General features: G+C 68.3%; 23 protein-coding genes. 9 read left to right on the forward strand and 14 right to left on the reverse strand.

Features of this window, described 5'->3' with window-relative positions; translation table 11 throughout:
- Both A5757_RS13260 and A5757_RS13265 read right to left on the reverse strand, forming a co-directional pair.
- The coding region (locus A5757_RS13260) for a DUF222 domain-containing protein (RefSeq protein ID WP_156618376.1) at nt 1-629 on the reverse strand (629 nt) is incomplete at its 3' end.
- A gap of 52 nt (nt 630-681) precedes the next feature.
- Nucleotides 682-1602: an LLM class F420-dependent oxidoreductase gene (locus A5757_RS13265; RefSeq protein WP_066834864.1), complete on the reverse strand. Its 921-nt coding sequence runs from the start codon at nt 1600-1602 to the stop codon at nt 682-684.
- A 59-nt stretch (nt 1603-1661) separates the two neighbouring features.
- Between A5757_RS13265 and A5757_RS13270 the strand changes: the two genes are divergently transcribed.
- On the forward strand, nt 1662-2603 hold the full coding sequence (locus tag A5757_RS13270; protein ID WP_066834866.1) for an LLM class flavin-dependent oxidoreductase: 942 nt from the start codon (nt 1662-1664) through the stop codon (nt 2601-2603).
- A 4-nt stretch (nt 2604-2607) separates the two neighbouring features.
- Here A5757_RS13270 and A5757_RS13275 read toward each other — a convergent pair whose 3' ends face one another.
- Nucleotides 2608-3804 (reverse strand): acyl-CoA dehydrogenase family protein, encoded by a 1197-nt coding sequence (locus A5757_RS13275; RefSeq protein ID WP_066834868.1) that lies wholly within the window; start codon nt 3802-3804, stop codon nt 2608-2610.
- Nucleotides 3805-3876: 72 nt separating this feature from the next.
- Between A5757_RS13275 and A5757_RS13280 the strand changes: the two genes are divergently transcribed.
- The gene (locus tag A5757_RS13280) at nt 3877-4341 is read left to right on the forward strand and encodes an SRPBCC family protein (RefSeq protein ID WP_066834870.1); all 465 of its coding nucleotides are present in this window, start codon (nt 3877-3879) and stop codon (nt 4339-4341) included.
- A gap of 8 nt (nt 4342-4349) precedes the next feature.
- Here the strand turns inward: A5757_RS13280 and A5757_RS13285 are convergent, their stop codons facing one another.
- The 6 genes from A5757_RS13285 to A5757_RS13310 all read right to left on the reverse strand — a co-directional run bounded on the left by A5757_RS13285 (nt 4350) and on the right by A5757_RS13310 (nt 10451).
- Entirely contained in the window at nt 4350-5276 is a 927-nt protein-coding gene (locus A5757_RS13285; protein WP_066834872.1) for an alpha/beta hydrolase, read from the reverse strand.
- Between the two features lie 4 nt (nt 5277-5280).
- Entirely contained in the window at nt 5281-6792 is a 1512-nt protein-coding gene (locus A5757_RS13290) for a flavin-containing monooxygenase (protein WP_369815948.1), read from the reverse strand.
- A gap of 5 nt (nt 6793-6797) precedes the next feature.
- On the reverse strand, nt 6798-7526 hold the full coding sequence (locus A5757_RS13295; RefSeq protein WP_066834876.1) for an SDR family NAD(P)-dependent oxidoreductase: 729 nt from the start codon (nt 7524-7526) through the stop codon (nt 6798-6800).
- A complete protein-coding gene (locus A5757_RS13300) occupies nt 7523-8491 on the reverse strand; it encodes a zinc-binding dehydrogenase (protein ID WP_066834878.1) in 969 nt (322 codons plus the stop codon). Before A5757_RS13300 ends, A5757_RS13295 begins: the two co-directional genes overlap by 4 nt.
- A 2-nt stretch (nt 8492-8493) precedes the next feature.
- On the reverse strand, nt 8494-9678 hold the full coding sequence (locus tag A5757_RS13305) for a cytochrome P450 (RefSeq protein WP_066834902.1): 1185 nt from the start codon (nt 9676-9678) through the stop codon (nt 8494-8496).
- Nucleotides 9679-9740: 62 nt separating this feature from the next.
- The gene (locus tag A5757_RS13310; protein ID WP_066834904.1) at nt 9741-10451 is read right to left on the reverse strand and encodes an NIPSNAP family protein; all 711 of its coding nucleotides are present in this window, start codon (nt 10449-10451) and stop codon (nt 9741-9743) included.
- Between the two features lie 75 nt (nt 10452-10526).
- Between A5757_RS13310 and A5757_RS13315 the strand changes: the two genes are divergently transcribed.
- From A5757_RS13315 to A5757_RS13325, 3 genes are read left to right on the forward strand one after another with little or no spacing between them, the layout of a single operon-like run.
- Nucleotides 10527-11345: an SMP-30/gluconolactonase/LRE family protein gene (locus tag A5757_RS13315; protein WP_066834880.1), complete on the forward strand. Its 819-nt coding sequence runs from the start codon at nt 10527-10529 to the stop codon at nt 11343-11345.
- Nucleotides 11338-12153: a thioesterase family protein gene (locus tag A5757_RS13320; RefSeq protein WP_066834883.1), complete on the forward strand. Its 816-nt coding sequence runs from the start codon at nt 11338-11340 to the stop codon at nt 12151-12153. Before A5757_RS13315 ends, A5757_RS13320 begins: the two co-directional genes overlap by 8 nt.
- A 4-nt stretch (nt 12154-12157) precedes the next feature.
- Nucleotides 12158-12535: an NYN domain-containing protein gene (locus A5757_RS13325; RefSeq protein ID WP_066834885.1), complete on the forward strand. Its 378-nt coding sequence runs from the start codon at nt 12158-12160 to the stop codon at nt 12533-12535.
- A gap of 4 nt (nt 12536-12539) precedes the next feature.
- Here the strand turns inward: A5757_RS13325 and A5757_RS13330 are convergent, their stop codons facing one another.
- Nucleotides 12540-13697 (reverse strand): CaiB/BaiF CoA-transferase family protein, encoded by a 1158-nt coding sequence (locus A5757_RS13330; protein WP_066834887.1) that lies wholly within the window; start codon nt 13695-13697, stop codon nt 12540-12542.
- A 100-nt stretch (nt 13698-13797) separates the two neighbouring features.
- Between A5757_RS13330 and A5757_RS13335 the strand changes: the two genes are divergently transcribed.
- The 4 genes from A5757_RS13335 (at nt 13798) to A5757_RS13350 (ending at nt 17645) form a co-directional block, all read left to right on the forward strand.
- Nucleotides 13798-14964 (forward strand): phosphotransferase, encoded by a 1167-nt coding sequence (locus A5757_RS13335; protein ID WP_369815949.1) that lies wholly within the window; start codon nt 13798-13800, stop codon nt 14962-14964.
- A gap of 81 nt (nt 14965-15045) precedes the next feature.
- Nucleotides 15046-15600 carry a TetR/AcrR family transcriptional regulator gene (locus A5757_RS13340; protein ID WP_066834889.1) on the forward strand — a complete coding sequence of 185 codons (555 nt, stop codon included), beginning with the start codon at nt 15046-15048 and terminating at the stop codon, nt 15598-15600.
- 57 nt (nt 15601-15657) lie between these two features.
- Nucleotides 15658-17142 (forward strand): aldehyde dehydrogenase family protein, encoded by a 1485-nt coding sequence (locus A5757_RS13345; protein WP_066834908.1) that lies wholly within the window; start codon nt 15658-15660, stop codon nt 17140-17142.
- A gap of 83 nt (nt 17143-17225) precedes the next feature.
- Nucleotides 17226-17645, forward strand: a complete 420-nt coding sequence (locus tag A5757_RS13350; protein ID WP_066834891.1) for a nuclear transport factor 2 family protein — start codon at nt 17226-17228, stop codon at nt 17643-17645.
- Between the two features lie 90 nt (nt 17646-17735).
- On the opposite strand, the gene rlmN is transcribed toward A5757_RS13350, so the two are convergent.
- From rlmN to pyrH, 4 genes are read right to left on the reverse strand one after another with little or no spacing between them, the layout of a single operon-like run.
- On the reverse strand, nt 17736-18860 hold the full coding sequence (gene rlmN, locus A5757_RS13355; protein WP_066834893.1) for a 23S rRNA (adenine(2503)-C(2))-methyltransferase RlmN: 1125 nt from the start codon (nt 18858-18860) through the stop codon (nt 17736-17738).
- Nucleotides 18861-18899: 39 nt separating this feature from the next.
- A complete protein-coding gene (locus A5757_RS13360) occupies nt 18900-19775 on the reverse strand; it encodes a phosphatidate cytidylyltransferase (protein WP_066834896.1) in 876 nt (291 codons plus the stop codon).
- A complete protein-coding gene (gene frr, locus A5757_RS13365; protein ID WP_066834898.1) occupies nt 19775-20332 on the reverse strand; it encodes a ribosome recycling factor in 558 nt (185 codons plus the stop codon). The genes A5757_RS13360 and frr overlap by 1 nt, the downstream gene beginning before the upstream one ends.
- 15 nt (nt 20333-20347) lie before the next feature.
- A complete protein-coding gene (gene pyrH, locus A5757_RS13370; protein ID WP_066834900.1) occupies nt 20348-21094 on the reverse strand; it encodes a UMP kinase in 747 nt (248 codons plus the stop codon).
- Nucleotides 21095-21405: the final 311 nt, after the last annotated feature.

Below are 21405 nucleotides of genomic sequence, written 5' to 3' on the forward strand. Positions count from 1 at the left end.
TGGTCATCGCGCTGTTTGTGCTTGGTCACGCCGCGCTTGCGGGCCCGTTCGGTGTCGTCCGGCTCGGGTCCGTCTTGGTCGAGCAGGAACAACATCCGATCAGCGCTGTCCTTGGGCTCCTTCGGACCGGCACCGACTGCAGCGCGGACCAGGTCGACTTCGAACTGCCCACGGGTGGCCGGGTCGACGAAACCCGGCAATTTGTCGACGGCCTTGCGGATGACGTCGACGTGTTCACCGTTGACGAGCCCGTGAGCTTGGGCCACCGCGGTGGCGGGCAACCTCGGCGGCAGGGACGGCCCGGTCACCGACTGCCGCGGAGCCAACAGGGCGGCTTCGGTCAGCCGGCGATTGGCCTCGCTGGTCGAGATCCGCCAGCGGACCGAGAGCACCTCTTTCCACGATTTGGCGCCCATCTCCTGCGGGGTGGCCTCGGCCTGCAGTCGGGCCAGCATGCGGTGACTCACCGAGGGCAGTCGGCACACCAGGGTTTCGAGTTCATCAAGGGCTGCAACGAGATCGGAACGGGTCAGCAGATCGACATCACCGGCGGCCACCCCGTCGAAGGCAGCCTGCAGCGCGGTTACCGCCTCTCGCAGAGCCTCACCCGACATACTTCGAACATACATTCGACCACCGACAAAACCATTTAGAGTTGGCGCCGAGGCCGACTAGATCCGGCTAGGCCCGGGAGATCACCTCGGCGCCGAAGCGGTCGATCACCTCGCGGGCGTGCGCCAGACTGTCGCCGGGGATCGTGACCTGGATCCAGGTGACGCCGACGGCGGCCAGCGCTGCCACCCCCTCCAGATAGGCGTCGGCGTCGAAGTCCTCGGCCGCCGGATCGCCGCCGGTGATGTTGGTGAACGTGACGTCCAGCGCCGCCGGGTCGCGTCCTGCAGCTTCGCACCGCTGCCGCAGATCGCCCACCGCGTCGGCCAGTGCGCCGACCGAATCCAGCGCCGAGGTCCGTGCGGTCTGGGCCAGCAGGGCCGGGGCCGGGAACGGACACCACCCATCGCCGTGGCTTACGACGCGCTGACGCGCGGCGGAGGTGTTGCCGCCGATCCAGATCGGCGGGTGCGGCGTGGTCACCGGCCGAGGATGGGCGGTGATGCCCCGCGCACTGAATCCGGATCCCTCGATCGACAGGTCATCGGTGGCCCACGCGGCGCGGATGGTCGCGAGCGCCTCCTCGAACAACGTGGTGCGGTTCTCGTAATCGACGCCGAGTGCGGCGAATTCGCGTTTGAGATATCCGACGCCGACGGCCAGCGTGAAGCGCCCGCCGGACAGCAGATCCAGCGTGGCGCCGGCCTTGGCGACGACGAACGGATTGCGGTACGGCAGCACCACGATGTTGGGGATCAGACGCAGGGTTGTCGTATGCGCGGCCGCGAAACCCATCGCCACGAACGGATCGAGCGCGTCATGACCGCCGGCCTCCAGCCAGCGCTGTGACGGCGCCGGATGGTCGGTGAAACCGAATCCGGAGAACCCTGCGGCTTCGGCAGCGGTCGCGAGCGCCGCCACCCCGGCGCCGGATACCAACTCCGGGTTGTACGGGTGGGTGTGCATCGGATACGTGATCGTGAAGTGCATCGTGCGCCTTCCGGACCTGTCGTTGAGGGTCGTCCTCGATGAGAATACGATTCTCATCGATGGCGAACATTACTTCCCCCGATGTCGGCGTCTACGTCCCGCAGATCGGCCTGTCCTATGCCGACGTGCTGCACCGTGCGCTGCGGTGCGAGGAACTCGGGATCGGGTCGCTGTGGCTCTACGACCACCTGTACGGTCCGGGCGCGCCCGACTACCCGTCTCTGGAGGCGTGGACGCTGGCGACCGCGCTGCTGAGTCGCACCGACCGGCTGGATGTCGGACATCTGGTGCTGTGCAACCAGTTCCGCCATCCCGCGCTGCTCGCGAAGATGGCGACCACGCTCGACCAGATCTCGGCGGGGCGGCTCCGGCTCGGGCTCGGGAGCGGTTCGATCGCCGACGAACACCACCGGATGGGAATGGACTGGGGCAGCTTCGCCGAGCGGTCCGAACGCCTCGGCGAAACACTCGAGATCCTGCAGCAGGCCTTCACCGCCGAACGCATCGACTTCGCCGGGACTCACTTCACCGTGCGCGACATGCCCGTCAAACCCGGACCCGTGCAGCGTCCCCGCCCACCCATCGTGGTGGGCGGAGTCGGCGAGAAGTTCACGCTTCCTCTGGTCGCGCGCTACGCCGACGTCTGGAACGTGCCCACCTATGCGCTCGGCGAGATCGAACACAAGGTGTCGGTGCTGCGCGGGCTGTGCACGGAGATCGGCCGCGACCCGGACGACATCGTGATGTCGGTCGAGGCGGTGATGGCGCTGGCTCCCGATGACGCCGCGCTGCCCGAGGTCCGGTCCCGCGCCGAGAAACATTTCGGCGCACCGGGATTCGGGCTGCACGACGGCGGGCTCATCGGCACTCCGCCGGTCATCGTCGACCGGCTCCGAGAATGGCATGCGCTGGGTTTCGACCAGGTGGTGCTGTTCACCCACGACCGGGCTTCGGACCGGACCCTGGAACTGCTGGCGGGTTCGGTGCTCGCAGCGCTCTGAGGACTCAGGATCTGCCGGCCGGCGGCGCATACGCCGGCCTCCCCAGACCGAGCGCGTGCTGGGCGATCATGTTCCGGAAGACCTCGAGGGTGCCGCCGTAGATCCCCGTCGGTCCGGCGAGCCGGAAGATGTACTCGAGGCCGCCGTCGTCGGCCGCACCGTCGGCACCGACCGGTAGTGATCCGGCGATCCCGAGGATGTCCATCAGCTCGGGTGACACGTCGCGCATCGTCTGGGCGATCGCGACCCGCCCGAACATCTCCGCCGTACTCAGAGCCGCCTCCATCCGCGCGATCCCCCGGCCGAGTCGGTGGGCCACCGAGTCGTCGTCGATCAGCCGGTGCCCGGAGGGGTCCGGTTCGCCGACCCTCGCCGCGACGGTGTCGACGGCCTCGGCCATCAGCAGGATGTGTTCGGTCATCGTGGCGAGCTTCTGCAGGCCGGCCGAATCGCGTTCGACGGTGCCGTGTTCGGCGTTGAGCGCGTCGCGCAGCACCGTCCACCCGCCGTTGACCTCGCCGACCCGGTACCGGTCGTCGACGCGGACGTCGCTGTAGTAGGTGATGTTGGTGCGGTCCCCGTCGACGGTGCGGATGCCCTGGATCTCGACCCCCGGCGAGTCCAGTGGCACCAGGAACATCGTGAGGCTGCGGTGTTTCGCTGCCTGCGGATCGGTGTTGGTGATGAGGAAGACATAGTGCGCGTTGTGGGCGTTCGAGGTGAACATCTTGGCGCCGTTGATGATCCACGTGGATTCGTCGGCCTCGCGGACGGCCCTGGTCTTACAGGTCGCCACGTCGGAGCCGCCTTCGGGTTCGGTGTAGCCGAGGCAGAGCCGGTACTCCCCCGTCATCACCTTGGGCAGCACCTCATCCTGGAGTTCGGCCGATGCGAAGCGGGCCAGGCTGTGCGCGACCATGGCGGTCGTCGGCCAGTGGAACCACGGAGTGTGGGCGCGACCGACCTCCAACTCCCAGATCCGCCGCTGCAGCGCGGTGAACCCGCCGTCGGCCTCGGCCGCGAAGTCGCGCGCCAGGAATCCGGCCGCACCGGCGGCCAGATGGACACCCTCGTCGAAGTTCTGGCCGGTCTCCCGGTCGCGCTGGATCACCTCGTCGGTGACGACCTCGCCGAGAAACGCCCGCACCTCCTGCTGGAAACGCTGTTCCTCGGGGCCGAGTTCCACCGTGGAGAAGTCCATCCGGGATTCCTTTCGCGCCGCACCGCTCCCGCCGAGGGTGACACTTCACGACTTGTTTGTAAAGTGAGGCGTATGGGCATCGTCACCACCACCTCCGAGTCGCTGTTCACCCACTCCCCGGAGACCGTCTACGACTTCATCACCAATCCGGCCAACTGGACGAAGACCTATCCCGGCAGCAGCTACGTCGGCGACCTCGATGACCTGCCGTTGCGGGTGGGTGACACGTGGGAAGAGGGCGGACCGGACGGCGACCGGATCTTCACCTGGCACCTCGCGATGGCCACCCGGCCCTCGCTGTGGATGTTCACCTCCGTCGGCCGGCTCGGACACGACCGCGAGGGCAACGGCGGGATGGAGGGCCGGATCACGGTGCGCTACCACCTCACCCGCCCGGGCCACGATCTGACGCTGTTCTCCCGCACCATGACGATCGAGGCACCCAAACACGCGCCGATGCCCGACGGCTTCTTCCGGATCGTCAATCCGGCGAACATCGACCGCTACCACGAGGCGATCGCCAGAGAACTGGGCTGAGCGGCGGCTCAACTCGCCGTGAAGGCGCGGCGTAGCGCGGCACCCTGTATCGCGAACAGCTCCGCGCTCAGGTGCCACTCCGGGGCGAGCGCATCGAAGCCGTGGCAGGTGCGTGCGAAGACGCGCAGATCGGTGGCGACGCCCGCGGCGAGCAACCGCCGCGCGTAGTCGATCGCCTCGTCCCGCAACGGATCGAGCTCCGAGCAGGTGATCAGGGCCGGCGCCAGTCCGGCGAGATCGGCGCACCGGGCGGGCACCGCATCACGGGGCGTCGCAGCGCCACCAAGATGGCGCCACATCTGGGCGACGGCCGCGCCGTCGAAAGCCGGTGCGGCGGTGAACTCCCGGGTCGACGCCGTCGGTCGATCGTCGAGGACGGGCTGATGGAGGATCTGCACTGCCACCGGCGGCAACTGCCCCGCCGCGGACCGTTGGGCCACCAGCGCGGCCAACGCACCGCCTGCACTGCTGCCGGCCACGGCCAGCCGCCCGCCGTCGATCTCACCCGGACTGCCGGCGGCCCACCGCAGGACAGCCTGCACGTCGTCCAGCGCGGAGGGATGCGGGTGTTCCGGCGCCAGCCGGTAGTCCACCGATACGACCGTGCACTGTCCCCGACGGGCTAGCTCGACGCACTGGCGGTGGTCGGTGTCGAGGTTGCCGAGTACGAATGCCCCTGAGTGGCAGTAGATCACAGTCGGCGCGGGGACCGGGCCTGCGCGGTAGACGCGCACCGGAACCCTCGGTGTCCCCGGAACCTCGAGTTCGGCCACGTCGACGCCGCCGAGGTCTACGGTGCGGGCGCTGTCGCGGCGCCGCTCGTTCAGCGACCGGCGCACGGCGTCGAGCCCGCCGGGTGAGAGGTCGGTGCGCACACCCGCGAGGAAGCCCAGCGTCGGGTCGAGTCGCTCGGCGGCGGCAGCCATCGGGCCCATCAGGTCAGCCCGCCGTCGCGTGGCTGCGCACCTGCATCGGCGTCGGCCCGGCGGCCGGCGGCTCGAAGAGATAGTCGGACGCCTTGAACCGGCGGGTCATCGCCCAGAAGACCCGTGCACTGCGGGGCCACTGGGTGACGACACGTCCGTTGGCTGCACGAAAATAGTTGCTGCACCGTGTCGTCCACACGGTGCCGTCCATCCACCGGTCGACCTTGTCGATGAAGGCGGCCATCGCCTCGGGCCGCACGGCGATGTAGGTCCTGCGCCGGCGCCGCATCCGGCGCAGCGCCCGCACCACGTAATGCGCCTGCGCTTCAAGCATGAAGATGACGCTGTTGGAGCCCACGTTCGTGTTCGGGCCGTACAGCATGAAGAAGTTGGGGAAACCTGGCACCGCCATCCCCAGGTAGGCGTAGGCGCCGTCGCGCCAGGTGTCGCGCAACGTGATGCCGTGCTCGCCGGTCACGTCGATCTGCCCCAGGTAGTCGGCGGCGGCGTAGCCCGTCGCGCATACCACCACGTCGACGTCGAGTTGCGTTCCGTCTGCGGTGATCAGGCTCCGCGACCGCAGCGCGCGCGCCGGGCTGGAGACCACCTCGACGTGCGGCTGGGTCAGCGTTTGGAGGAAGTCGGTGGCGAACACCAGCCGTTTGCAGCCGAAGGGGTGCTTCGGGGTGAGTTTGCGGCGCAGCTCGTCGTCGGACACGGTGGCCGCCAGCACCCTGGTGGCGATGGCCGCGAATTCCTGGGTCTTGTCGCTGCCGTTCTCGATCACCGCGATGTTGGACTCACTGCGCAGCCACAGCCGGGTGCGGTAGAGCCTCTTGGCCAACGGTACATGGGCGAACACCCACTTCTCCCGCTCCGTGTAGGGCCGGTCGGGTTTCGGCAGCACCCAGGTGGCCGACCGCTGGATCGAGTACACCCGCTCGGCCACCCTGGCCACTTCCGGGACGAGTTGTGCTGCCGTCGAACCCGTGCCCAGGACGGCAACCCGGGCGCCGGCCAGGTTCACCGAGTGGTCCCAGCGCGCGGTGTGCATCACCACGCCGGTGAACGCTTCCTCCTCGACCAGATCCGGCATCACCGGTTGGGTGAACAGGCCGACCGCGGAGATCACCACGTCGAATTCGTGGTGATCGCCGCGGGCGGTGGTCAGCCGCCAGTTGTTGGTCGCCGATTGCCAAGTGGCCGAAACGATCTCGGTGCCGAGGGCCAGATGGTCGGCGAGCCGGTGCCTGCTGGCGCACTGCTCGAAGTAGGCGAGGATCTCCTGCTGTCCGGACCACAGCCGGGACCAGTCGGGGTTGAGGTCGAAGGAGAACGAGTACAGATGCGACTTCACGTCGCAGGCCAGACCGGGATAGGTGTTGATCCGCCAGGTTCCGCCGACGCCATCCTCTCGGTCGAAGATGGTGAAGTCCCGGAACCCCGCCTTCTTCAAGAAGATGCCGAGTGCGAGTCCGCCGGGCCCCGCCCCGATGATGCCGACCGACATTCCCGTTCCCGCCATGGACCTCATCCGATCTGCAGCATCTGCCCGCCGTCGACGACGAGCTCCGATCCGGTGACGAACGATGCCGCATCGGACACCAGGAACGCGACGGCGTCGGCGATCTCCCCCGGCGTGCCCAGGCGTCCGGTGACCGCGCGCTCCGCCAACCGCGCCTGGGTGCGGTCGTCGAGCATCGGCGTGCTCACCGGCCCGGGGAACACCGCGTTGACGCGGATGCCCGCGGATGCGAGTTCCGCTGCGGCGACCTGTGTGAGGCCACGCAACGCCCATTTCGACGAGCCGTACGCCGCATGGGCCGGGAACGGCCGGATCGCCCCGGTGCTGCAGGTGTTGACGATCGACGCGCCCTCGGCGGCGCGGAGTTGGTCCAGTGCCGCGCGGATACCGAGGAACGGCCCCAGGCAGTTCACCCGCCAGCTGCCCTCGAAACCCGCCGGGGTCTCGTCGGCGATGGCGGCCCGGTGCAGCACCCCGGCGTTGTTGACCAGTGCCGTGAGCGATCCGAACCGGTCGACCGTGTCCGCGACGGCGGCCGCCCACTGGGACTCCGAGGTCACGTCGAGCGGCAGCGGTATCACGGTGTCGTCGAATTGTTCTGCCACATCGATCAATTCGTCGCGAAGCACATCGCATGCGGCGACCGCGAATCCGTCGGCGTGCAGTCTGGCCACGATAGCGGCCCCCTGGCCGCGGGCGGCGCCGGTCACCAACGCGACGCGGGCGGCGCTCATGCGGTGATCGCGATCTTGACCCGGCCCGGATCGGGTCGGCCGGCAGTGTCGAAGGCCTGCTGCGCCTCGTCGACCCCGAAGGTGTGGGTGACGTAGTGCCGCAGCAGATCCGGGTGGTCGGCGGCGAACTCGCCGGCGCGCGCGAGCACCCGTCGCCGTTCCATCGTGACACCGGATTTCAGGGTGAGGTTGTTGCGCAGCATCATTCGCATGTCAATCGGATAGCTGTCGTCATCGGGGACTCCGAAGTAGAACACCGTGCCACCGAACGCCGCCGCGGCGATCGCGTGGGCGAGGGTACCGACCTGATGGCCGACCGCTTCGATGACGATGTCGGGTTTGTCGTCCTGGGTCAGATGGCTGACCCACCGGTCGCTGGTGGCCCGCACCACCTCGTCCACCCCGAAGTGCGGGCCCACGGCGCGGCGGTCCACCGGGTCCACACCGGTCACCCGCGCGGCGCCTGCGGTCTTGGCGACGTAGGAGAACAGCAGCCCGATCGAGCCCTGACCGATCACCGCGACGTGCCGACCGCGCAGCTCGGGTAGTTGCTCGACCGCGTACAGCACACAGGCCAGCGGCTGCAGTGCCACGGCATGCGTCGCCCGCAGCGCGGGATCATATGCGACCAGCCCGTTTCCGTCGGCCACCAACTGTTCGGCGAGGCCGTCGAAACCGGAGGCCCAGCCGACAACCCGGTCGCCCACGCGATGGTCGGGATGCCGGCTGGCCAGCACCTCACCGGCGATCTCGTGGATCGGGAAGCCGTCCTTTTCCGCGGCGCACCGGCCGCTGTCGCCGGGGATCCGTCCCCGCGTCCCGCGGAAGCCGGGCAGGTCGCTGCCGCACACCCCGGCAGCGTCGAACCTCAGCAGCACCTGCTCCTCGCCGAGGGCGTCGGGATCCGGTGCGGGACGGTCGTTGCGCTCGAAGGTGTACGGCGCCACGAGTCGATACGACCACACGGTCAGCCCTTCGTTCGGGTGTCGACGGGAACGGAGTTCCAGCCCCACTGGAAGCTCGACGGCGGCCGCCACGCGGCCTGTTCATCGATGCGGTACTCGGCCACCCGCTTGAGCCACTCCTCCACCATGATGGAGATCTCCAACCGCGCCAGGTGCACACCGAGGCAGAAGTGTTGTCCGCGACCGAAAGCCAGTGACCGTTCGATGCGCCGGTCCCAGATGAACTCCTCGGGGTCGGGATACTCGCGTTCATCGCGGTTGGCCGAGGCGAGCAGCGTGATGATCCGCTGGCCCGGTTCGATGGTGACGCCGTGCAGGGTGTACGGCTTCCTCACCGTCCGGGCGAACCACTGCGCGGGGGCGCAGAATCGGATCATCTCCTCGCGCGCCTTGCGGACGTTGAATTCGTCGGCCCGGACCGCTGCGAGCTGATCGGGTCGCCTGCTCAACTCCCGCAGCCCGTGCGCGACGATCTTCGGCACGGTCTCGGTGCCGCCGATGAAGACCCCCAGCATCTGCGTGGCGGCCTCCACGTCGGTGAACGCGGTGCCGTCGGGCAGCACGTGATCGATGAGGCTGTCGACGATCGGCGAGGCGCCGCCGGAGCGGTCGGCCCGGCGGCGCGCCACGATCGGCACGAGGTATTCGAGATATCCGGGCCGGGCGTTCGCGACCTCGACGCCGTCGCCCGGTCTGGCCATGCTGCCGGCGTTCACGGTGGCCAGCACGTCCGGCGCCAGGTCGACCGGGAGCCCGAGCACGTCGCACACCACCGACGCCGCGACGATGCCGCCGTAATCCTGGGTGAGGTCGAACGTACCGCGGGGCAGCAGTTCGTCGAGACGCTGGTTGGCCAGCGCGCGAATCCGGTCGGCGAGGTCGGTGACCTTGCGCGGCCGGAACGGGGCGGAGGTGCAGCGCCGCACGTCGTCATAGATCGGCGAGTCGAAGTTCGCGTGGAACGGCATGGGGTGCAGGGGCGGATCGGGCACCGGCCCGCTGTTCTGTCCCGCCAGCACCGACGCCGCGGGCAACGTGCCCTCGGAGGCGACGAAGGTGCCGTCGTCCACGGCGAGCACCTCCCAGATGTCGGCGAAGCGGGACAACACATAGGTGTCGAGTTCGGCGACGTAGTACAGCGGGTGCTCGTCGCGCAACGTGCGGTAGAACGGCAACGGGTCGGTCATCACCTCTTCGTCGAAGGGGTTGTAACGGAACACCGTTGAGGCTGGGGTTGCGGTCACGGCTGTCACCTGGCCTGCAGCGGGGACGGCGGCAGCGCCGCCAGGATCGAGTCCTCCCAGCCGTCCCGCAGTGCGGGCGCCACGCTCATCCACGTGACGATCTCGGCGGGCGGGCTGTCCTTCCACGACGGGTAGTGCTCCTCGAAGCAGTCCCAGCCGCCGTCGAGCGCCCAGTAGTGGATCACCTCGTTGAACCGGAATGTCGTGATGAAGGAGCCGAGCCAGCGCTTGCCCGTGCTCTCCGACCACGGCACGTAGAGCCGCTCGAGTTCGCGGATGTAGTCGTCCTGGCGGCCGGGTTTTGTCTGCATGACCTCCTGGATCACCAGGTCCGCGCCGAAGCCGGCGCCGGTCAGCTCGGCGAGGGTCTTGTTGCTGCGCCCCGCGTACATGATCCGGCCCTCACCCCGGGCTCCGGCCGCACTCAGGAACGCCGACCACGATGCCGCAGTCTCCGCGTGGCTGCCTCCGCGCGCCTGCGCCCGGCCGATGCGCGCGTAGTCGGCGAAGGCGTCGATCTCCCAGATGATCGTCACCTGCGGCCAGTGGCCGTTGTAGGCGGTGGTCTCCCAGATCGAGAACAGCCGCGCGCCCAGTTCGGTCATCATCGGTTCGTAGGTGCTGGAGAACGTCTCGACGAACCGGTCGCTGCCGAGCGTGCCCAGGTCGATGGTCTCATGCAGATACAGCAGGGTGTGGCCGTAATACTTCTTCATGTTCACGACATGCTCCTGGTTGACAGCTGCACCCAGCGAGCGTGACACTCGTCCCGTGTTTTGTAAAGTAACGATATGACGCTCACCCCACTGGCGAACGGCTTCTGTTTCGGTGAGGGGCCGCGCTGGTTCGAGGGCCTGCTGTGGTTGTCCGACATGTTCGGCGAGGCCGTGCACACGGTCAACCTGCGGGGCTCGACGACCACCCTGAGTCTTCCCGGACATCATCCGTCCGGACTCGGGTTCCGGCCCGACGGCACGCTGTTGATCGTCTCCACCCGGCGACGCGAGATCCTCTGCTATGACGGCGATGTCGTGAGCACGCTGGCCGACCTGAGCGCGCTGGCGCCCGCCGATCTGGGCGACATGGTCGTCGACGACGAGGGCCGCGCGTACATCGGATCGCAGGCACGCGAGGGCGGCGTCCTGCTGCGGCTCGACACCGACAACAGCGTCACCGTGGTCGCCGAGGACCTGGAGTTTCCCAACGGCATGGTGATCACCCCCGACGGATCCTCGTTGATCGTGGCGGAATCGACCGGCCGCCGGCTGACCCTGTTCCCGCTCGAGGACGGTCGGCTCGGGCCACGGCGGGTCTTCGCCGACGGGCTGGCCGGCCCCCCGGACGGATTGGCGATCGACGCCGAAGGCGGCGTCTGGACGTCGATGACGCTCGCCCACGAATTCGCCCGGATCGTCGACGGCGGTGAGGTGACCCACCGCATCGACCTCGGTGAGCGCATCGCGATCGCCTGTGCGCTCGGCGGTGACGAATCGCGCGTCCTGTTCCTCGTCACGGCCACCGACGCCTATCCGGAACGACTGATCGGCACCGCGAATTCACGCGTCGACGCCGTCACCGTGGACATCGCGGGAGTGGGCGCCCATGTCTGACTGCTACTACGAGCTCCGCGACCCTCAGGATCCGCGCGGAGAGCGGTTCGGCGCCACCGATCTGGTGCGCAGCACCTGGTCCGCAGCGATCCAGCATGCTGCGCCGGTCTCCGCACTGTTGGTCCGCGCGCTGGAACGCTGCGAACAGCGGGACGACACCCGGCTCAGCCGTGTCCTGGTCGACCTGCTCGGACCGGTTCCCGCCGACGGGGACTTCTGGCTCCGCGCCCGCCGCGAACGCCGTGGCCGCCAGATCGAGCTGATCAGCGCCGAGATGCTGGCGCTCGGTCCGGACGGCGATCCGCGACCGGTCGCGCGAGCCAGCGGGTGGCGGCTGCAGACGCTCGACACCACCGCGGCGCTGCACGCCCCCGCCGAACCGCTCCGGCCGGTGTCCGAGGCGCGCAACCGCGATATGAAGAAGGACTGGGACCGCAACTACGTCCACAGTCTGGATTGGCGATGGCTGACCGAGCCGCTGAGCCCAGGGCCCGGGGAGTCGTGGATCCGGCCGGAGGTCGATCTGGTTGCGGGCGAATCGATGACGCCGTTGGAGCGGCTGTTCGCCGTCGCCGACGACGCCAACGGCATCGGGACGAAACTCGACATCCGCAAGTGGACGTTCCTCAACACCGATCTCGCCGTGCACATCCACCGCCTGCCCGACGGGGACTGGATCGGCATCCGCGCCGAAACCCACTACGGCCCGGACGGCATCGGCACCACGATCGGCACGCTGTTCGACGAGACGGGGGCGGTCGGCGCGATCCAGCAATCCGTGCTGGTGCGCCCGCGGCCGACGGGATGACGCGGTGCGGTGGATCGTCGACGGGATGAACGTCATCGGATGCCGGCCCGACGGATGGTGGCGGGACCGCCGCGGCGCGATCGACGCCCTGGTCGAGCGACTCGACCGATGGGCGCAAGCCCACGACGCCGACGTCACGGTCGTATTCGAACAACCACTGACTCCCCCGCCGGACGCGGCCGGTATCCGAATCGCCTACGCACCAAGGGCTTCGGCGAACTCGGCTGACGACGAGATCGTCCGTCTGGTCAGCGCCGACGCCCACCCACAGGATCTCCTGGTGGTCACCTCTGACCGTACGCTCACTGAACGGGTCGTCGCGGCGGGCGCATCGGTCCACCCGGCCGCACGTTTCCGCGACGAGATCGACCCCGGCCGCTGACCTGTCAGGCCTCGAGCTCGGCGCGTATCGCCGCGCTGTGCTCGCCGAGTTCCGGTGCGCTGCGGCGCATCTGCGCCGGAGTGCCGTGGAAGTCCACCGGTGTCGCCACCATGGGCACCGCCGATTCTCCCTGTGGGACCGTGACGATGCCGCCCGCAGCATGAAACTGTTCGTCGGCCAGGACGTCATCGAGGGTGTTGATCGGCGACCAGAAGAAGTCCGGCTCCCGGTCGAAGACCCCTGCCCACTCCGACAGGGGCCGGGCGGCGAAGATCTCGTCGAGCAGTGCGATCAGTTCGCGGGCGTTGACGGCACGGGCACGGGGACCGGCGAACCGGTCGTCGGTGAGCCATTCGGTGCGCCCGACCGCCCGGCAGAGCGCCGGCCAGTGCCGCTCACCCTGCAGACCCACGATCCAGAACCGTCTACCGTCGGCGGCCGCGTAGTTGTTCATACACGGGTTGCCCATCGTCTCGCGCTGGCCGATTGCGATCTGGCTGCCCGTCATCAGGAACGTGTTGAGGTCGAAACTCACCGTGTACGCGCCCTGCCGGTAGAGCGACGTGGTGACCAGCTGACCGGTGCCGGTCCGCGTCCGCGCGACGAGTGCGGCGCACAGCGCGCCGGCCATCGTCATCCCCGCCGTGTGGTCGCCCATCCCACCGCGCTGAAACGGCGGAGTGTCGCCGGGACGGGTCAGCAGATGCGCGAGCCCCGCCCGCGACCAGAAGGCTGCGACGTCGTAGGCGGCGCGGTCCGCGTCGGGCCCGCCCTCGCCGTAGCCGGTGATCAGCCCGTACACCAGCCGGTCGTTGCGGGCGGCGACGGTGGCGAAGTCGAGTCCGAGGCGGTCGAGCGCACCCGGTCTCACGTTGGTCACGAATATGTCGGCGCCGCAGATCAATTGGAGCGCGATGTCCCGGTCTCCGGCGTCGGTGATGTCGAGGACGATGCTGCGCTTGTTGCGGTTGTCCATCTCGAATGGCGGGTTCGCCCCGTCCTCCACGCCGAGCATCCGGCCGAAGCCCCGCGCGGGGTCGCCGGTCGGCGGCTCGATCTTGACGACGTCGGCGCCCCAGTCGGCGAGGATCCCCGCGGCCGCCGGACCCGCGACCCAGACGCCGAGCTCGACCACACGGATGCCGGCCAACGGTCCGGCCATGAATCCCCTCTTTCCGGGATAACTCCAGTTCGGATTACACAATCGCTATCATTCGTAAACTGTCCCGCGTCGGCGGGCCGCATCAGGAGGCTATCGACCGGTGACGATCCACTCGGGCATTTCGTCGCAGTTGCGCGAACGCGCCGCGCCCGCAGCCGACCTCGCCGCACACGTCGGCCGCGGAGTGCAGCGGATCCTCACCGACGCCACGCTGGGCCGTATGCGGTCCATGCCGCGCACGCCGGCCGAACTGGACGCTCCCGCGCTGTCGCGCATCATGGGCCGCACGGTGACAACGGTGACGGTGATCGGCGGCGACGCCGGCACGTCATCGCGCGCCCGGCTCGCGCTCACCGGCCCGGACGTCCCGGCCACGGTGTTCGTCAAACTGCCCGCCGCGGACGCCGCCACGCGACTGATGGGGGAACTCGGCCGGCTCGGACACACCGAGGTCCGGTTCTACGAGCAACTGGCCCCTGAGCTCAGCGCCGTGCCGGTGTGCCACGGGTCTGCCTTCGACGCCCTGACCGGACGCTACGTGCTGGTGCTCGAGGATCTCCCGTCGACGTGCGAGTTCCCCGACACCCTGCACCCGTTGGACCGCGACCGCGCCGCCCTCATCGTCGAGCGGCTGGCCGCACTGCACGCGACGTTCTGGGACCGGCTGCCCGACACCGGCGGCGGTCCGCTCGGCTGGGTGTACTCGGCGTCGGAGGATTCCACCTCGCACCTGACCGGAATGCTGCTCAGAACCTCGGCGCGCCGGATCGCCGGACGCACCGACATCCCGGTCCACCGGGGGCGGTTCATCGACGAGAACTACCGCGCCGTCGCCCGGCTGATCGATCGACCGCCGCACACCGTGATGCACGGCGACGCGCACCCGGGCAACGTCTACTTCCGCGACGGCGCAGCGGGATTGCTCGACTGGCAGGCGGTGCGTCGTGGACATCCGGGACGTGAACTCGCCTACACCCTGGTCACCTCGATGACGGCCGATGACCGGCGCCTCCACCAACGTGAGCTGCTCGAGCACTACCGCAGCACGCTGCGGGCGCACCGTGGCCCCGCTCTGGACGGCGACGACCTGTGGCACCGCTACCGACAGGGCGCGCTGTACGCCTACGTCGCGGCGCTGATCACCGCGGGGATGGGCGGTATGCAGGACGAGGACATCGCGCTGGAGGGGCTGCGCCGCGCGGTGGCGGCGCTGGAGGATCTCGACACGGTTGCTGTGTTGCGCAGCGGGCTCGACCAACACCTGTGACGAACATTCCGCGCAGGTTCGCCCTGTTCACGAGTTACACCAACTAGGCTTTCTGCAACACCACCACGATCCGAGGGCCTCGTGAACCGACCACTGAGCGAGCACCGCGACGCCGGTTCCGCCGACGACTCGTCGACGCGCAGCCGCATCCTGGCCGCCACCGCAGAGGTGTTGGGCCGCAGCGGTCAGACCAAACTCAGCCTGTCGGAGGTGGCGCTGCAGGCCGGCGTCTCCCGACCCACGCTCTACCGCTGGTTCGCCTCCAAACAGGAATTGCTCGACGCGTTCGGACGCTACGAGCGCGACATGTTCGACACCGGCGTCAGCCGCGCCACCGCCGGCCTCCGGGGTACCGAAAAGCTCGACGCCGCACTGCGTTTCATCGTCCAGTACCAGCAGTCGTATTCGGGCGTGCGGTTGGTCGACATCGAGCCCGAGGTCGTCATCGTCCAGCTGTCCCACATCCTGCCGCTGATGCGGGCGCGTCTGGAGAAGTTGCTGTCCGGACCGAACGCCGGCGTCAAGGCGGCCACAGCGATCCGTGTCGCGGTCTCCCACTACATCGTGCGCAGCGACGACGGCGAGCAGTTTCTGGCCCAGTTGCGGCACGCCGTCGGTATCCGCCAACCCGATTGACTGATCGATCGACCAAAGAGGCTGACACTCAGTCCGAAATTTGTAATGCTGGGCAGCATGACCACGACCGAGAGCGAGACCGGCGTCCTGGCCGGCGAAGAGCGGATGCTGATCGACGGCGAGTTGCAGTACACCGGCAGCGGCGCCACGTTCGATGTGATCCACCCGGCCAGCGAGGAAGTGGCCGGTCGGGCCACCGACGGCACGGTCGAGGACATGGGCCGTGCGGTGGCCGCGGCGCGCCGCGCATTCGACGAGACGGACTGGTCGCGTGATCTGGAGTTCCGCCATCACTGTCTGATGCAGTTGGCCGATGCGCTGGAGCGCAACAAGGAACGGCTGCGGCGCATCCTGATCACCGAGGTGGGGTGTCCGGTGACCGTGACGGGCAGTCAGATCGAGAGCCCGATCGAGGAGGTCCGGCACTGGGCCGAGCACGGAAAGAACTTCGACTACCTCGTCGACACCGGGGTGCATCCCACTCAACTGGGTCCGGCGCGGCGCAAGATCCACTACGAGCCGGTCGGGGTGGTCGGGGCGATCACACCGTGGAATGTGCCGTTCTACCTGAACATCGCCGAGACGGTGCCGGCGTTGATGGCGGGTAACACCGTGGTGCTCAAGCCTGCGCAGCTGACGCCGTGGTCGGGTAGCGAGTACGGCCGAATCGTGGCCGAGGAGACCGACATCCCGGCCGGGGTGTTCAACGTGGTGGTGTCCAACGCCAACGAGGTGGGCGCGGCGCTGTCTGCCGATCCCCGGGTGGACATGATCACGTTCACCGGGTCCACGGCGACCGGGCGGGCGATCCTGGCCGCGGGGGCGGCGACGGTGAAGAAGACGCTGCTCGAGCTGGGCGGAAAATCCGCGCACATCGTGCTCGACGACGCCGATTTCAACTCGGCCTTGCCGATGGCCGCGATGATGGCGTGTGTCATGTCGGGGCAGTCGTGCATTCTGCCGTCGCGGATCCTGTTGCCGCGCAGTCGATATGACGAGGGCATCGAGATCCTCAAAACCATGATGGAGGGTTTCCCGGTCGGGGATCCGTGGACGCCGGGCAACATGCAGGGCCCGCAGATCAGCGCGACCCAACGCGAGAAGGTGCTCGGGTTGATCAAGTCCGGCATCGACTCCGGCGCGCGACTGGTCACCGGCGGCGGCATCCCGGAGAACCTGCCCGTCGGCTACTACACCCAGCCCACGCTGCTGGCCGACGTCGACCCGGATTCGCAGATCGCACAGGAGGAGATCTTCGGGCCGGTGCTGACGGTCACCCCGTACGAGGGCGACGACGAGGCGGTGGCGATCGCCAACAACACGATCTACGGGCTGTCCGGAGAGGTCTCGGGCGCGGATGTGGACCGCGCCTTCGCAGTCGCGTGCCGGATACGCACCGGCAACGTGACGATCAACGGCAAGAGCCACTTCGGCATCACCAGCCCGTTCGGTGGCACCAAGCAGTCCGGGCTGGGCTACCGCAACGGCGAAGAGGGTTATAAGGAGTACCTGGAGGCCAAGACGATCGGCATGCCCGAGTGACCCCCTCCTCGCCCAAACGAACAATCGGGCGCGAAAGTGCGAGTAGTTTTCGGCATTTCGTCGATCTCGGCGGGCGGTAGCCCGTGGATATTCAACGCCTCAGCGACGAACTGGCAATCACCGCTCTACTGAACACCTACGCCCGCGCCGTCGACACCAAGGATTGGGAGCTCTACCGCTCGGTGTTCACCGAGGACGCGCACATCGACTACTCGTCGGCCGGGGCCGTCGTCGGCACCCGCGACGAGGTGGTCGACTGGTTCGCGGCGAACTTCGGGGTGATCCCGTGGAGCATGCACTACATCACCAACGTGGAAATCGTTGCCACCGATGATGATTCGGCCACCGTGCGGGCGATGTTCTACAACCCCATGCAACTGCCCGGGGTCGACGGGATCTCCGCCTGCGGCGGGTACTACCACCACCAGATGGTGCGCACACCCGACGGCTGGCGCAGCCGCAACCTGCGCGAGGAGAACGTCTGGTTCACCAACGGGCCGTAGTCGTGCGCCCCTGGCGCCTCCCAGATCGACATAATGGCGGCGTTGTCTTGCACTTTTGCGCCCGTTTGTTCATTTGGGCGCGCTAGGCGCTCAGCCCTCGGCGGCCAGCTGCCCGCACGCCGCGGCGATCTCACGGCCGCGGGTGTCGCGCACGGTGCAGGACACGCCGCGCTCGCGCACGCGTCGGACGAACTCGCGCTCGACCGGCTTCGGGCTGGCGTCCCACTCGCTGCCGGGTGTGGGGTTGAGCGGGATGAGGTTGACGTGGACCAGCGGCCCGAGCGCGCCGTGCAGCCGCTTACCGAGCAGATCGGCCCGCCAGGGCTGATCGTTGACGTCGCGGATCAGCGCGTACTCGATCGAGACCCGCCTGCCGGTGACGTCGGCGTAGTAGCGCGCCGCATCGAGGACTTCCTGCACCGGCCACCGGTTGTTGACCGGGACCAGGGTGTCGCGCAGTTCGTCGTCGGGAGTGTGCAGCGAAACCGCCAACGTGACGTTGAGCCGTTCGTCGGCGAGTTTGCGGATGGCCGGCGCCAGACCGACCGTCGACACCGTCACCGACCGTGCCGAGATGCCGAACCCGTCTGGCGGCGGCGCGACGATCCGCCGCACCGCGGCCAGCACCCGGTTGTAGTTGGCCAGCGGTTCGCCCATGCCCATGAACACGATGTTTGACAGCCGCCCGCCCCGAGCGACGGGGGCGATCCCGTCCCCATCGCGGTCACGCAGCTCCACCGCCGCCGCACGCACCTGTTCGAGGATCTCCGCCGTCGACAGATTCCGCTGCAGCCCGCCCTGGCCCGTCGCGCAGAACGGACACGCCATCCCGCAGCCGGCCTGTGAGGAGATACACACGGTGTTGCGGTCGGTGTAGCGCATGAGCACCGATTCGAACGTCGTTCCGTCCACCGCACGCCAGAGCATCTTGCGGGTCTCCCCGGCGTCTGTCTCGATCTCACGCACAGCCGTCAACAGTGTCGGGAACAGGGTCTCGGCGACCTGCTCCCGTGCCCCGGCCGGCAGATCCGTCATCTGCTGCGGATCGGCGGTGAACCGACCGTAGTAGTGGTTGGCCAGCTGTTTGGCCCGGAACTTCGGCAGTCCGAGTTCGGCCACAGCCTCGGCGCGTCCCGCCTCGTCGAGGTCGGCGAGATGCCGCGGCGGCTTGGACCGTCGCGGGGCATCGAAGACGAGAGGAAGTGGCTTGGGCATGATTAACCCAAGTATCTCACTGCGCCGGACGTGCCGGTGCTATGCCAGCAGCGTCAGCACGATCCAGGTCGCCACTGCCGACGGCAGCATGCCGTCCATGCGGTCCATGATGCCGCCGTGTCCGGGCAGCAGCGAACTCATGTCCTTGATGCCCAGATCGCGTTTGAACTGCGACTCCACCAGGTCGCCGAGCGTGCCGGTGATCACCAGCATCACACCCAGCGCAACGCCGGCCCACCACGGCTTGTCCAGCAGGAACACCACCGCCAGCACCGACGCGGTCACGCCGAACACCAGCGACCCCGCCAACCCCTCCCACGACTTCTTGGGGCTGATCGCCGGCGCCATCGTGTGCTTGCCGAACAACACCCCCGCCACGTAGCCGCCGATATCGGAGAACACCACGCCCAGCATCAGGCAGAACACCCGGTTGGCGCCGTCCTCGGGGTAGATCAGCAGCGCGCCGAAGGCGGCGAACAGCGGCACCCAGGTGGCCAGGAAGACCGTGGCGGCGATGTCGCGGGTGTAGTTCTCGGGGGTGTGTTTGAGGCCCTGGCCCACCAGTCGCCAGATCATGCAGAACACGACGGTGCCGGCGAACCCGCCGAGCGCCCCGGCGGCGCCCCACGGCCAGGTCAGCCACAGTGTGGCCTGGCCGCCGAGCAGCAACGGAATCATCGGGATCTGGTAACCGGCCTCCCGCAGCCGCTGGGTCACCTCGTAGATGCCTGCGGTGACGGCCGCGGCCAGCAGCACCAGCCACAGATACGGCGCGAACAGCAGGATCGCGATGAGTCCGCCGCCCAGCAGGACGCCGACGCCGATGGCTGCCGGCAGGTTGCGGCCGGCGCGCGATTTCTTCGTCGGCTCGTCGACCGGTGTATCTGCCACGGAATGCGCTCGCTGCTCGGTCACTAGACCTCCAGCAGCTCGCCCTCTTTGTGCTTGACCAACTCGTCGATCTGGCTGGTGTAGGTCTGCGTGGTCTTGTCGAGGTCCTTTTCGGCCCGGCCCACCTCGTCCTCGCCGGCCTCGCCGTCCTTCTTGATCCGCGACAGCTCCTCCATCGCCTTGCGACGGATGTTGCGGATCGAGACCTTGGCGTCCTCCCCCTTCGATTTGGCCTGCTTGACCAGATCGCGGCGGCGCTCCTCGGTCAGCTGCGGGATCGACACGCGGATGATATTGCCGTCGTTGGTCGGGTTCACACCTAGATCGCTGTTGCGGATCGCGTCCTCGATGTTGCGCAACTGACCGGCCTCGTAGGGCTTGATCACCACCATGCGCGCCTCGGGCACGTTGATGCTGGACAGCTGGGTGATCGGGGTGGGCGCGCCGTAGTAGTCGACGTTGATGCGGGAGAACATGCCGGGATTGGCGCGGCCGGTGCGGATGGAGGCCAGGTCGTCACGCGCGACCGATACGGCCTTCTCCATTTTCTCCTCGGCATCGAAGAGGGTCTCGTCAATCACTTCTCATTCTCCCGGCTAGCTGGTGACCAGTGTTCCGATCTTCTCACCTGCGACCGCGCGGGCGATATTGCCGTCCACGAGCAGGTTGAAGACCAGGATGGGCATGCCGTTGTCCATACAGAGCGAGAAGGCGGTGGCGTCGGCGACCTTGAGGCCGCGGTCGATCACCTCGCGGTGGGTGATGGTCCGGATCAACTCCGCCTCGGAGTCGATCCGCGGGTCCGCGGTGTAGACGCCGTCCACGGCCTTGGCCATAAGCACCACCTGGGCGCCGATCTCCAGTCCGCGCTGCGCGGCGGTGGTGTCGGTGGAGAAGTACGGCAGCCCCATACCGGCGCCGAAGATGACGACGCGGCCCTTCTCCAGATGACGCACGGCGCGCAACGGGATGTACGGTTCGGCGACCTGCCCCATGGTGATGGCGGTCTGCACGCGGGTGTCGATGCCTTCCTTCTCCAGGAAGTCTTGCAGCGCAAGGCTGTTCATGACCGTGCCGAGCATGCCCATGTAGTCGCTGCGGGTGCGCTCCATCCCGCGCTGCTGGAGCTGGGCGCCGCGGAAGAAGTTGCCACCGCCGATGACGACGGCCACCTGCACACCGCTGCGCACCACCTCGGCGATCTGCCGTGCCACCAGGTGCACGACGTCCGGGTCGAGGCCGACGGCGCCACCACCGAACATCTCTCCGCCCAGTTTGAGCAGCACCCGCGAATACGGCAGCCGATTGGCGCCGTCACGATTGGTCAGCGTCGGCTCCGACATGGGTTTCCTCGGCCTCCTCGCTGCGGTGGACCGCGCGGATGAACCTCCCCGCTCACGGCACACCCATCCTGCCTCATGTGGACCGTTGCGCGCGGCAGGGGCGGGCGAATTCGACGACCGCACAAGATCGCGGGCCTCGGCGGCGGTCGAGTGTGCGGTGAGGGCGTCGAGTGTGCACCCAGGGCGGGCCGACGGCCGGATCGTCGCCCTGGACGCACTCTCGACGCCCAGGACGCACACTCGGCGATCACTTCCTGCCACCGGTCGGTCAATCACTGCCAGCGGGAAGAACGCCGCTGACCTGCAGGTTG

The sequence above is a fragment of the Mycobacterium sp. 852013-51886_SCH5428379 genome (genome assembly GCF_001665575.1).
In the GTDB taxonomy this organism is placed as follows: domain Bacteria; phylum Actinomycetota; class Actinomycetes; order Mycobacteriales; family Mycobacteriaceae; genus Mycobacterium.

What these genes read in the sequence shown, in the direction of transcription:
- A5757_RS13280 (WP_066834870.1), top strand. Translation starts at nt 3,877, where the DNA reads ATGGGCATCGTCACCACCACCTCCGAGTCGCTGTTCACCCACTCCCCG.
- pyrH (WP_066834900.1), bottom strand. Translation starts at nt 21,094, where the DNA reads ATGTCGGAGCCGACGCTGACCAATCGTGACGGCGCCAATCGGCTGCCG.
- rlmN (WP_066834893.1), bottom strand. Translation starts at nt 18,860, where the DNA reads ATGCCCAAGCCACTTCCTCTCGTCTTCGATGCCCCGCGACGGTCCAAG.
- A5757_RS13285 (WP_066834872.1), bottom strand. Translation starts at nt 5,276, where the DNA reads ATGGGCCCGATGGCTGCCGCCGCCGAGCGACTCGACCCGACGCTGGGC.
- A5757_RS13275 (WP_066834868.1), bottom strand. Translation starts at nt 3,804, where the DNA reads ATGGACTTCTCCACGGTGGAACTCGGCCCCGAGGAACAGCGTTTCCAG.
- A5757_RS13330 (WP_066834887.1), bottom strand. Translation starts at nt 13,697, where the DNA reads ATGGCCGGACCGTTGGCCGGCATCCGTGTGGTCGAGCTCGGCGTCTGG.
- A5757_RS13270 (WP_066834866.1), top strand. Translation starts at nt 1,662, where the DNA reads ATGGCGAACATTACTTCCCCCGATGTCGGCGTCTACGTCCCGCAGATC.
- A5757_RS13345 (WP_066834908.1), top strand. Translation starts at nt 15,658, where the DNA reads ATGACCACGACCGAGAGCGAGACCGGCGTCCTGGCCGGCGAAGAGCGG.
- A5757_RS13320 (WP_066834883.1), top strand. Translation starts at nt 11,338, where the DNA reads ATGTCTGACTGCTACTACGAGCTCCGCGACCCTCAGGATCCGCGCGGA.
- A5757_RS13305 (WP_066834902.1), bottom strand. Translation starts at nt 9,678, where the DNA reads ATGACCGACCCGTTGCCGTTCTACCGCACGTTGCGCGACGAGCACCCG.
- A5757_RS13295 (WP_066834876.1), bottom strand. Translation starts at nt 7,526, where the DNA reads ATGAGCGCCGCCCGCGTCGCGTTGGTGACCGGCGCCGCCCGCGGCCAG.
- A5757_RS13265 (WP_066834864.1), bottom strand. Translation starts at nt 1,602, where the DNA reads ATGCACTTCACGATCACGTATCCGATGCACACCCACCCGTACAACCCG.
- A5757_RS13290 (WP_369815948.1), bottom strand. Translation starts at nt 6,792, where the DNA reads ATGGCGGGAACGGGAATGTCGGTCGGCATCATCGGGGCGGGGCCCGGC.
- A5757_RS13310 (WP_066834904.1), bottom strand. Translation starts at nt 10,451, where the DNA reads ATGAAGAAGTATTACGGCCACACCCTGCTGTATCTGCATGAGACCATC.
- A5757_RS13315 (WP_066834880.1), top strand. Translation starts at nt 10,527, where the DNA reads ATGACGCTCACCCCACTGGCGAACGGCTTCTGTTTCGGTGAGGGGCCG.